We start from the raw sequence: 12,125 nt of genomic DNA, 5'->3' as shown, positions 1-12,125 counted from the left end.
ACAAAATTAGTAGCATATTTATATTTAAGAAACTACTTTTGCTACAATGAAAATTTTAGATAAATACATCTTAAAAACATTTCTAAAACCTTTTGCTGCAACATTTTTAATTGTATTGTTTGTCTTAGTAATGCAATTATTATGGCAAACTTTCGAAAACATTGCAGGTAAAGGTATTAGTGTTGTGTTTATTTTAAAGTTTTTATACTATACATCATTAAGTATTGTGCCACAGGCATTGCCAATAGCCGTTTTACTTTCTTCGATTATGGCTTTGGGTAGTTTAGGTGAAAACTACGAATTTGCCGCTGCTAAATCAGCAGGAATTTCTTTACAAAGATTGGTTAGACCTCTTGTATTTTTAACACTAATACTAAGTGGTATTAACTTCTTATTTTTGAATAATATTTTTCCTTATGCTATTTTAAAACAACAAAATTTATATTATAATATAAAAAAGAAAAAACCCGCACTAGCATTAGTTCCGGGAAGTTTTAATAGCGATTTACCAAATTATCAAATTAAGTTTGAAGAAAAATATGGTGAAGAAAAAAATCTCTTAAAAAAAGTTTTAATCTATGATTTAAGTTCTAGACAAGGCAATCAAAAAGTAATTACTGCAGAAAGAGGTAAAATTATTTCTGAAGAAGGTTCTAGATACATGACTTTTATATTGTACGACGGTTATTACTATGAAGACCATACCAAGTCTCAAAGATCTCCGAGATAAAAAAGCAAAAATGCCTGCTTCTCAAGCAACATTTAAAGAATATGAATTCAATATTGATATTTCTGATTTAGTTGGTGACGGACAATTGGATGAACAAAGGTTTAAGAATAGCTTTAAAATGCTAAAATTAAACCAATTACAAGACACCATACCTGTTATTAAAGATTCTTATAACACAATTCTTTCGTTAAGAGCCAAAAGTATTGCTACAATTTCTAAATCTAAAGAACTTTATAAATATTCCGATACACTAAATATTAAATACTTAGATTCAACAAAAATATTAAACAACTTTTCACTTAAAGATAAAATAGGTATTTTAAATGGTGCAAAAACCAAAATGAATAGTGCCTTAACCAATGTGAAAAATAATATGACGACTATAAAAAGGAAAAGAAAAACTCTTAACTTTTTTGATTCTGAATATTACGGCAGAATTGCATTATCTTTCTCTTGCTTAATTTTATTTTTTATCGGAGCACCATTAGGTTCTATTATTAGAAAAGGTGGTTTTGGTTTACCCATGATTTTAGCCATTTCTATTTATGTATTGTATTTCTTTGGTAATACATTTGGTAAAAATTTAGCAGAAGAAAGCTCTATATCTTCTTTATTAGGTTCTTGGGTTTCTGCAATGATAATGGTTCCTTTTGGTATCTTATTAACCAGAAGAGCAACCAAAGATAAAGGCTTGTTTAATGTAGATGCAATTACACAACCTATTAAAAATTTCTTTTTAAAATTTAAGTCTAAAAAAGACAACTAAAATAAATATGACTTCAATATCAAATAAAAATAACACACAACTAGATAGTATTGCAGCGGCAATAGAAGATGTAAGAAACGGTAAGGTTATTATAGTTGTAGATGACGAAAACAGAGAAAATGAAGGTGATTTTTTAGCAGCCGCAGAAAAAGCAACTCGAGAAATGATTAATTTTATGGCTACTCATGGTCGTGGATTAATCTGTGCTCCTTTAACAGAAAAAAGATGTAAAGAGTTAGAATTGGGAATGATGGTGAATAATAACACAGACCCAATGGAAACAGCTTTTACAGTTTCTGTAGATTTAAGAGGTAAAGGAGTTACTACAGGTATTTCTGCATCTGATAGAGCTTTAACAATGCAAGCGTTGGTAGATAAAGAAACGAAACCTTTCGATTTAGCAAGACCCGGACATATTTTTCCGTTAAGAGCAAAAGAAGGTGGTGTTTTAAGAAGAACTGGGCACACAGAAGCGGCAATAGATTTTGCACGTTTAGCCGGTTTAGAACCTGCAGGTGTTATTGTAGAAATCATGAACGAGGATGGTACAATGGCACGTTTGCCACAACTTTTAGAAGTTGCCAAAAAGTTTGACATCAAAATTGTTTCTATCGAAGATTTAGTTGCTTACAGAATGGAGCACGATTCTTTAATCGAAAAGAAAGAAGATTTTGATATTATAACACGTTTTGGAGAATTTAGATTAAGAGCTTATGAGCAAACAACTAATAATCAAATTCATATTGCATTAACAAAGGGTTCTTGGTCTAAAGAAGAAGGTGTTTTAACTAGAGTAAATTCTACCTTAGTTAATAACGATATTTTAGGTACCTTAACTAATAATGCAGATAAGAAATTAGACCAAATGTTTCAAGTGATTAATGATGAAGGAAAAGGTGCAATCCTTTTTGTGAATCAACAAAATCAATCGCAAAACTTGTTAACTAGATTAAAAATATTAAAAGAAAATCAAGAACATGGCGAAATAAAAGCACCGAGACATTAAATTAGATAATAAAGATTTCGGAATTGGTGCACAGATTTTACATGATCTAAATATTAGTAAATTAAAATTAATTACCAATTCGCAACAAACAAAAAGAGTTGGTATGATTGGTTATGGTTTAGAAATTGTAGATTATGTAACCTATTAATCTATGCTTTGGATATCTTTATTAATTATTATTTTAATGATTTTGAAATACTTTAATAAAAGTAAACCCAGCAATTCTAAAAGAAAATCTTTTTATTTTAAAAGAAAACTATAGAAATAAAAAAACTCCCAATTCATGGGAGTTTTTTTATGTTTGATACTATCTAATTTTTAAACAACTACTTCTACTCCACTTTCCAATTCTATTGCAGCATTATCTTTAGTAAATAACCTTGCCGTATGTGAACCTTTTAAAGTAATTTCAACATTTTTAACTGCTAACCAACTACCTTCTCTTAAACCTAAAACAGGCGTATCATTAAAAACATGAAACTCTTTTATTCTTGTTTCTCTTGTTTCGCCCATGTGCGTAGAACCTTCTTCGGGATCTAAATAATGTGCGTTTATGTTAAAAGGAATACAACCTAAAGTTTTAAAACTTGGCGGATACACAATTGGCATATCATTGGTGTTTTTCATGTTAACACCACATATATTACTACCGGCACTTGTACCTAAATAAGGCGTTCCGTTTTCTAATACCGCTTTTAAAGTTTGTAAAATATCATGTTTGTAAATTTGATTTACCAGCTCAAACGTATTTCCACCTCCGGTAAAAATTCCTTCAGCATTTTGTAAAGCTTCTTTTTTATTTTCAAACTCATGCAACCCTTTTACGGCAATATTAATGGTAGCAAATGCTTTATTTGCTATTGCAGTATAGGCGTCATACGTGATTCCGCCTGGTCTTGCGAAAGGTATAAAAACTATGGTTTTTACATTTTTAAAATGCGTTTTTAATGTTGGCAATAAATATTCTAAATATGTACTTCCAAAAACTGTAGAAGTACTTGCTATGATCATGTTTTTCATACATCAAAAATAATAAAATTGTACTAGAATTTAGGTTTAACAAAAATTTACAATTGCATTAATACAATTTTAAGACGATTACCAATTTTCTTTGTAGCATGAGAAATTGTATCCTTTTCATTCTTCTTATTACTTTTATCAGCAAAACTTATACACAAAGTAATCGATTAGAAATTGCCGGAATTGTAAGCTTAGATAGCTTACCAATTAAAGATGTACATATTATAAATTTAAATACCAATATTGGTACTATTTCTAATGATTTAGGCGAATTTATTATTCCTGTAAAATTAGGCGATAGCTTATCTTTTTCTCATATCAATTTAAAAAATAGCGTAATTAATATCAAAAAAAGGATTTAAAAAGTTTAAAAATAGACATCAATTTAACACAGCAAATTGTTAGTTTAGAAGAGTTTACTTTAGAAAAACCACGTAGTATTTTCGAACAAGACAAAGATATTTTTGTGTATAAAGGTCCGGTAATAAATTCAGCAACATTAAATTTACCATATGCCAATACTGTTGCAAAAGAAGACAAAGCTATTTTTAAAGTTAGTAGTGGTGGCGTTGTAAATTTAGATAATTTAATAAATGCTTTAAATGGCAATAATCGAAGCGCTAAGCTTTTAAAGAAAATTCAATTAGAAGATAACAGATTGTCTAAAATTAGAAAGTATTTTTCTGATGATTTTTTTATAACAGATTTGCAGATTAAAGAAGAACAAATTAATCCTTTTTTAAATTATTGTATACAGCAAAATATTATTTATCATTTTAATAAAAAGGAAAATTTAAAAGTAATGGCAATACTTTTAAAGCAAAGTAAATCTTTTCCTTTAAAAGAGGCATCTGATATTAAAGTGACTCTAAAAAAGGATTAATTTTAACATGCTTTTACAATTGCTTTAATAGATTTTTAAGACTGGTTTCTACTTACTTTGTAGAAAATCAACCACATGCCTAAAAAATTACTTTACATTTTTATTTTAATTCCTCTGTCAATTTACTCACAAAAACAAGCTTCTATATTTAAAGGAAAAACTATTGATTCTACTACCGTAGTAAAAGATGTACACATTATCAATTTAAATACTAAAGCAGGAACATTTTCTCTAGAAAACGGAAAATTTCAAATAAAAGCTAAAGTTAACGACACTTTACAATTGAGTTCTATAGGTTATCAAACAAAAAAAATGATTGTAAAAGCCTATCATTTTATAGAAAAAGAAAATTTGATCGAAGTAAAAGAAGCGATTTATAATTTAGATGAAATTGTATACAAAAGAACCAATTTAACAGGTTTTCTAGCAGCAGATATTAAACAAACACCTAAAAAGAATTATAAAGAAAAAGCCGTTGCCGATTTATTGATAGGTATTAAAAATTTAGATTTAAAAGAAATTGCAAACATGAAAGTAGGTTTGAGTGAAGCTCATTTAATAAAACCAACTAAGTTAAGATTGCCAAATACTTTTGAAGGCGTTGGTTTCTCTTTTGGTGTTGGTAATTCTAACAAGAAAAAGAAAAAGAAAAACTTTAGCGATGTATTAGATGAAGAAGATAAAATAGTTAAGAAAATTTACAACCTATTGGGCGAAGATTTTTTAAAAATGATTTAAATATTAAAAAAGAACAACATACTCTTTTTATAAATTATTGTTTAAACAAAAACATTATTCAATTATATAAAGATAAAAAGATGTTAAAACTAATAACAATCTTAAAAATAGAAAGCTTAGAATTTTTAAAGCATTAAATCTATGATATATATAAAATCTGAATAACAAATACTTAAGAAATACATTTCGTTTTGTCACATTTTTCTTTTTTACCTCTAGATTTATATATTGTTAATGTAGCAATAATACTCCATAGTAAATTAGTAACAAATGGCGGAATAGCATTATAGTAATAACAATTAATAGCTATTAAAACTCCGCCAACTAAATTTAAATATTTACCATAAGTAATAAACTTTTTATTTTCTAATAGGGTTATTGCATAAGCAAGAATTATGAAACCAGAACCAGACCAACCAAGAATATCTATTAATATTTTCATATTACACATTGTTATATTTCGATATATCGAAATGATTAATTAAATTTTTTTATTTTAAAAACATTACAAAATTATGTATCACTTTTTCATTTCTTTTAAAATAAGACCACTTACCATGCCTTGTAGAGATTAATAAGCCACATTTTTCCATATTTGTTAAATAAGTAGAAATTGTAGATTGAGACAAACCTGTTTTTTCTTGAATATAAGTTACACAAACACCATCATTAAAATGCTTTAGTGTTTCATGTGGCGGAAAATTATTTTCAGGATCTTTTAACCATTCCATTATCTGAAACCTCACTTTGTTAGATAAACACTTCCCTATTTGCGTCGCTAATTTTAAATCCATACAACAAACATATCTATAATTTTAGATATGTCAAAATGATTTAAGTTAATATTATCGAAAATCTATAAACTAGTTTAAAATGAGTATCTTTTAACAGAAGTTTATAAAAATAAACAGTAATTTTAATCAAGGTAATTCCGTAATTTGTAAACAACTAACTAAATTAAATGGCAAAAAAATTACTTTTCCTCTTTTTATGCTTTACTAGTTTCTTCAATTTTGCTCAAGATAGAAGAACAATAATCAACGGAAAAGTTAACGATTCTTTAAAGTTGGTAAAAAATGCCAATATTATCAATCTTAAAACAAATCAAGGTACTTTTTCTGCGGATGATGGTACTTTTAGGCTTTTTGTAAAACAAGGAGATTCTGTAAGAGTTTCGTCTATACAACACATTACCAAAATAATTACTATTACAGAGCAAATTATTAGCACAAAAAAAATGGCTGTTAAATTAGCTTACAACACAGTCGTTTTAGATACATTCGAGCTAAAAAGACATGATTTACTTGGCAGTTTAGAGGCCGATTCTAAATCTGTTCCAATAGATAAAAAAGAAAAAGCATTAAAAAGTATTTTAGATTTTTCTGATATCGATATGTCTATCGCAGCACCAGATGATCTTATAGATAAAATGAAACCCGATTTGGTTACCACAGACCCAACTGCAAGATTTGCTGGCGCGGGTGCTGGTTTTAGCATGCCTTTTAAAGATTCTGAACGTTTATGGGCTTTGCGAAAAAAGTTAGCGAGACAAAAAGCTTTTCCGTACAAAATATTATCAGAGTTAGGTGATAAATTCTTTTTTGATGAATTAAAAATACCAATCGATCGCTATTTTCATTTTCTTGAATATTGCAATCCTTTAGGGATAGAAGATTTACACAAAGAAAAAAAGATCTTAGAACTTATTAAAATTTTACAATCAGAAAGTAAATCTTACTTATTAATTATAAAAAAAGAGTAATTTGGCTCAGTAATTGTTTTTTAAAACTATATGAAATTAAAAAAATATATTTTATTACTATTCGTAATAACCCTAAGTTCTTTTTCTGTACACAAATATTATTTAAGCTTAACTCAAATAAAATACAACGAGGAAGGTAAATCTGTACAGGTAATTATAAATGTTTTTATGGATGATATTGAAACTGCTCTAAATAAAGACAACAATATCGATTTGCAGCTTACCACCAAAAAAGAATTAAAAAATAACGATATTTATTTTGAAAACTATTTAAAAGATAAATTGCATTTTAAAATTAATAACAACGCTAAAAACTTTAATTATATTGGCAAAGAATACGAAGGCGATTTGGTTTTTTTCTATTTAGAAATAGAAGATGTAAACGCTGTTTCTTCTATAGAAATTAGCAACAAAATACTAATGAAACACTTTCCGAACAACAAAACTTAATAAAGTCTAAAGTTGGTAAAAAAAATAAAAGCGTTTTATTAGAGAAAGATAATTACACAGAAATACTAACATATTAACTATTATTAATCAATTCAAATTTCAAATTATGAGAAAAATAGGGCTACTAATCCTTTCTTTTGTATTTGTAATTGGCGCAACTTTTGCACAAGAATCTGTAACAAAAGAAGGCCACACAAATCAAAACAAATTTAGACAGTTAAAAGAAATTTTACCAACTCCTAATTTACAAAGAACTGCTTCGGTGCACCAGGAATAAAATATACGCAGCAAAAAGTAGATTACAATATGGATATTGTTTTAGATGATGAAAACGCAAGAATTTATGGTGAAGAAACAATTACATATCACAACAATTCTGATGACACGTTGCAATATTTATGGGTGCAATTAGACCAAAATATGCGTGCTGCAGATTCTAAAACTCCAGATATTCAATCTAGTAGAATTCCGGGTAAAACGTCAACAGCAAGATTTAATAAATCTTATATCGATGCACCTTTTGATGGCGGTTTTAAAATTGAACACGTTAAAAACATAGATAATAGTAATTTATCTTATACGATTAACCAAACAATGATGCGTATTAATTTAGCGCAACCATTGGCTTACGGAAAAAAGTTTCAGTTTAAAATAAAATGGTGGTACAATATCAACAACCACAGAACAGATGGTGGTAGATCTGGTTACGAGCATTTTAAAGAAAACGGTAATAATAATTATGTGATTGCACAGTTTTACCCAAGAATGTGTGTGTATGATAATGTAGAAGGATGGCAAAACGACCAATTTTGGGGAAGAAGTGAATTTGCTTTAGAATTTGGAGATTTTACAGTAAACATTACTACGCCAGACGACCATATGTTAGGGGCAACTGGTGTTTTAAAAAATCCAGAAGATGTATTCTCTAAAAAAGAATTAAAAGAATTGAAAAAGCTAGAAAAACTTTTGACAATCCTGTAGTTATTAGAACGCAAGAAGAAGCAGAAAAAATTGAAAAAAAGAAGTCTAAAAAAACAAAGACTTGGCAATTTTATGCAGAAAACGTAAGAGATTATGCTTTTGCAACTTCAAGAAAATTTATTTTTGATGCAATGGCTGTAAATATTAATGGTAAAACTGTAATGGCAGAATCTTTATATTCTAAAGAAGCAAATCCTTTATATGGCGACCATTCTACTCGAGCAGTTGCACAAACTTTAAAAACGTATTCTAGATATACTTTTGATTATCCTTATCACAAAGCTATTTCTGTAGACGGACAAATGGGTATGGAATATCCGCAAATTTGTTTCAATCCAGGAAGACCAAACCCTGATGGAACTTATTCTGATAGAGTAAAGTATAGAATGATTAAAGTTACCATTCACGAAGTTGGGCACAACTTCTTTCCTATGATTGTTAATTCTGATGAAAGACAATGGACTTGGATGGACGAAGGTTTAAATTCTTACATGGAAATGCTTGCAGAATTAGACTACGATAAAGACTTTCCTATTACAAGAGGTTATCCTAAAAACATAGTTCGTTATATGGCCGGCGATCAATCTAGAATTGCGCCAATTATGTCTAAAGGAGATAATGTGTACAGTTTTGGTAACAATGCTTATGGTAAACCAGCAACTGCTTTATGGATTTTAAGAGAAACAATTATGGGTAAAGAATTATTTGACCATGCTTTTAAAACCTATGCAAAAAGATGGAAATTTAAGCACCCAACGCCTGCAGATTTCTTTAGAACAATGGAAGATGCTTCGGTGTAGATTTAGATTGGTTCGGAGAGGGTGGTTTTACACAACAGATGTTACAGACATCGGTATCGAAGGTGTTAAAAAGTTTTATGCAGAAGAATCTAACAACGGAAGTGTTAATTTTGTTGAAGATAAAAGTGCTGGTTTAACAATTAAAAAACCAAAATCTGCTAAACCAAAGTATTTCTATGAAGTTACTTATAACAAACCAGGTGGTTTAGTAATGCCAATTATAGTAGAATTAACATATGCAGATGGCACTAAAGAAAAGAAAACGTATCCTGCACAAATTTGGCGATACAATGACAAGCAAGTAACAAAAGCAATTCATTCAGATAAGCAAATTACTAAGATTGTAATCGATCCAGATTTAGAAACTGCAGATGTAGATGTATCTAATAACAGCTTTCCTAGAGAAAAGAAAGATCAATTTAGTAAGTTTAAAAAGAAAATGAAGAACTAATTTTTAGCTATTCAATTACTATAAGCGGTGTAAATTAATATTTACACCGCTTTTTTTATAAAGGTTTGTTAAAATTTTAACAATATTTAACAGAACTGCACTTATATGCTTAATTTAGGCGACATAATTAATTCAATTCAAACAAAATGAAAAAACTTTCTTTACTAATGTTTTCTCTTTTCTTTGTTAGTTTTGCAACAATAGCACAACAGAAAACAACAGAAAAAAGAAAACTCAGCAAGGGCACACAGACGAAAACAAATTCAGACAAATGAAAGATGTTTTCGCTACTCCAAACGATCAACACACTGCATCTGGTGCTCCAGGACATCAGTACTCGCAACAAAAAGTAGATTATATAATGGATATTCGTTTAGACGAAAATGCAAACAAAATCTATGGTGACGAAAACATTACTTACCACAATAATTCTAAAGACCATTTAGAATATTTATGGGTACAGTTAGACCAAAACATGCGTGCAGATGATTCTAAAACACCGTTGGCAAAATCTAACAGTGCTGCTGCCTTTGTTACTCGAGACAACTTTATGAGCTCTTACATGGGAGAAAAGAAAGGTTTTGGATATAATATTACAAAAGTAGAAAGTAATGGTAAGCCATTGTCTCATACAATTAACAGAACAATGATGCGAATTAATTTACCACAAGCATTATCACCTGGTAAAACTTTCGAATTTAGAATTGAATGGAATTACTTAATCAACGATATCAACAAAGATGGTGGTCGTTACTGGTTTAGAATCTTTTCCTGATGGAAACAAAAATTATACAATTGCTCAGTTTTTTCCAAGATTAGCAGTTTACAATAACGTAGAAGGATGGCAAAACATGCAATTAGGGTCGTTCTGAATTTGCTTTAGAATTTGGAGATTACGAAGTAAACTTAACAGTACCAGCAGACCATATTGTAGAGGCTACAGGTTCTTTACAAAATGAAAAAGATGTTTTATCTAAAACACAACGTAAGCGTTTTGAAAAAGCTAGAAAAAGTTTTGACAAGCCAGTTCTAATTGTAACTCAAAAAGAAGCAGAGAAAAACGAAAAAGGACGTGCTACGGGTACAAAAACTTGGAAATTTAAAGCAAACAAAGTTCGTGACTTTGCTTTTGCTACGTCAAGAAAATATATTTGGGATGCAATGGCAGTTAACATTAACGGTAAAACTGTTATGGCTACTTCTTTATATCCAAAAGAAGGAAACCCGTTATGGGAAGAGCACTCTACTAGAGCTGTTGCAACAACTTTAATTGAGTATTCTAAATTAACTTTCGATTATCCTTACCCAAAAGCTGTTTCTGTGCACTCAGAAAGACAAGGTATGGAGTACCCAATGATCTGTTTTAATTTTGGTAGACCAAATGAAGACGGAACGTATTCTGACAGAACTAAAAAAGGAATGTTAGGAGTAATTATTCATGAAGTTGGTCACAACTTTTTCCAATGATTGTAAATTCTGATGAAAGACAATGGACTTGGATGGATGAAGGTTTAAACTCTTTCGTAGAAATTTTAGCTGAAGATGTATATGATCCAGAATTATTTGCTTCTAATCCTGCTAAAAACATTACACGTTATATGGGCGGAGACCAAGCAAACATCTCTCCTATTATGTCTCAAGGAGATTATGTAAAGCAATTTGGTCCTAATGCATATTCTAAGCCAGCTGCTGGTTTATATATCTTAAGAAAAACAATTATGGGTCCGAGAATTGTTTGACCATGCATTTAGAACGTATTCTCAAAGATGGATGTTTAAACACCCAACTCGAGAAGATTTCTTTAGAACTATGCAAGATGCATCTCGGTATGGATTTAGATTGGTTCTTTAGAGGATGGTTTTACACTACAGATGTTACAGATATCGGAATTAAAACTGTTAAGCCTTTATATTTAACAGATAAGCCAAGTGAAAGAGTAACTAAGTTAAAAGAACAATACAAGCAGTATTTTGACAACTTAGGTGACTTAGTGTATATTACAGACAAAAAAGAAGATGCAAACGCAAATGCAATGAATAAATATGCAAATGGTAAAGAAGTACCTGCGTATATTTACTCTGTAGAATTTGAAAAGCCAGGTGGTTTAGTAATGCCAATTATCGTTGAATTAACGTATGCAGATGGTACTACAAAAAGAGAAACTTTTCCTGCACAAATTTGGATGCGTAGCGATACAACTGCAAGAAGAGTATTTTCTTCTACAAAAGAAATTACAAGTATAGTAGTAGATCCTGATTTTGAAACTGCTGATGTTGATACTTCTAACAACAGCTGGCCTAAAAAAGAAGGTAATAAATTTGAAGATTTTAAAAAGAAACAAAAGAACTAAAACTTCTATTGTTTGTAATTTATAAACAAGTACTATTTAAATTATAAGAAAATCCGGAGAAATTATTCTCTGGATTTTTTATTTTTAAGAACCATAAAATCTTCGTGATTTCTTAAAAATAATTAACTGTAAATAAAATGAATGATTTCAATTATATTGTTTTTTATCTTTTTAGTTAACCTATAAAA

At 29.3% G+C, this 12,125-nt stretch carries 10 protein-coding genes and 3 pseudogenes; 10 read left to right on the top strand and 3 right to left on the bottom strand.

Translation table 11 applies throughout. From position 1 onward, the window contains the following. Positions 1-46: 46 nt before the first annotated feature. From ACZ1HD_RS07255 to ribB, 3 genes and pseudogenes are all read left to right on the top strand, one after another. Positions 47-730 carry an LptF/LptG family permease gene (locus tag ACZ1HD_RS07255; RefSeq protein WP_472689051.1) on the top strand — a complete coding sequence of 228 codons (684 nt, stop codon included), beginning with the start codon at positions 47-49 and terminating at the stop codon, positions 728-730. Between the two features lie 10 nt (positions 731-740). Beyond that, on the top strand, positions 741-1,496 hold the full coding sequence (locus ACZ1HD_RS07250) for an LptF/LptG family permease (protein ID WP_472689050.1): 756 nt from the start codon (positions 741-743) through the stop codon (positions 1,494-1,496). 7 nt (positions 1,497-1,503) lie between these two features. Beyond that, a pseudogene (ribB, locus tag ACZ1HD_RS07245) lies at positions 1,504-2,650 on the top strand (3,4-dihydroxy-2-butanone-4-phosphate synthase). A gap of 170 nt (positions 2,651-2,820) precedes the next feature. Here ribB and pepE read toward each other — a convergent pair. Then, complete coding sequence (pepE, locus tag ACZ1HD_RS07240) at positions 2,821-3,522, bottom strand: dipeptidase PepE (RefSeq protein ID WP_472689049.1); 702 nt, start codon at positions 3,520-3,522, stop codon at positions 2,821-2,823. Positions 3,523-3,620: 98 nt separating this feature from the next. On the opposite strand from pepE, the gene ACZ1HD_RS07235 reads away from it, so the two are divergent. The 3 genes from ACZ1HD_RS07235 to ACZ1HD_RS07225 all read left to right on the top strand — a co-directional run bounded on the left by ACZ1HD_RS07235 (position 3,621) and on the right by ACZ1HD_RS07225 (position 5,143). Next, a complete protein-coding gene (locus ACZ1HD_RS07235; protein WP_472689048.1) occupies positions 3,621-3,884 on the top strand; it encodes a hypothetical protein in 264 nt (87 codons plus the stop codon). A gap of 104 nt (positions 3,885-3,988) precedes the next feature. Next, positions 3,989-4,405: a hypothetical protein gene (locus ACZ1HD_RS07230; protein WP_472689047.1), complete on the top strand. Its 417-nt coding sequence runs from the start codon at positions 3,989-3,991 to the stop codon at positions 4,403-4,405. Positions 4,406-4,480: 75 nt separating this feature from the next. Further along, positions 4,481-5,143, top strand: a complete 663-nt coding sequence (locus ACZ1HD_RS07225) for a carboxypeptidase-like regulatory domain-containing protein (protein WP_472689046.1) — start codon at positions 4,481-4,483, stop codon at positions 5,141-5,143. A gap of 172 nt (positions 5,144-5,315) precedes the next feature. On the opposite strand, the gene ACZ1HD_RS07220 is transcribed toward ACZ1HD_RS07225, so the two are convergent. Continuing rightward, positions 5,316-5,585 (bottom strand): CBU_0592 family membrane protein, encoded by a 270-nt coding sequence (locus tag ACZ1HD_RS07220; RefSeq protein WP_340934086.1) that lies wholly within the window; start codon positions 5,583-5,585, stop codon positions 5,316-5,318. 49 nt (positions 5,586-5,634) lie between these two features. Continuing rightward, a complete protein-coding gene (locus ACZ1HD_RS07215) occupies positions 5,635-5,874 on the bottom strand; it encodes an ArsR/SmtB family transcription factor (protein WP_375240601.1) in 240 nt (79 codons plus the stop codon). A 230-nt stretch (positions 5,875-6,104) separates the two neighbouring features. Between ACZ1HD_RS07215 and ACZ1HD_RS07210 the strand changes: the two genes are divergently transcribed. From ACZ1HD_RS07210 to ACZ1HD_RS07195, 4 genes and pseudogenes are all read left to right on the top strand, one after another. Then, complete coding sequence (locus ACZ1HD_RS07210; RefSeq protein WP_472689045.1) at positions 6,105-6,905, top strand: hypothetical protein; 801 nt, start codon at positions 6,105-6,107, stop codon at positions 6,903-6,905. 30 nt (positions 6,906-6,935) lie between these two features. Further along, on the top strand, positions 6,936-7,355 hold the full coding sequence (locus ACZ1HD_RS07205; protein ID WP_472689044.1) for a DUF6702 family protein: 420 nt from the start codon (positions 6,936-6,938) through the stop codon (positions 7,353-7,355). Between the two features lie 106 nt (positions 7,356-7,461). Further along, positions 7,462-9,587, top strand: a pseudogene (locus tag ACZ1HD_RS07200) (M1 family metallopeptidase). Between the two features lie 146 nt (positions 9,588-9,733). Further along, a pseudogene (locus tag ACZ1HD_RS07195) lies at positions 9,734-11,937 on the top strand (M1 family metallopeptidase). Positions 11,938-12,125 lie beyond the last annotated feature (188 nt).

It is taken from the genome of Polaribacter sp. HA6-7 (genome assembly GCF_055693625.1).
The sequence above is the reverse complement of the archived record's forward strand: the minus strand, read 5'-3'. Positions and strand labels throughout refer to the sequence as shown.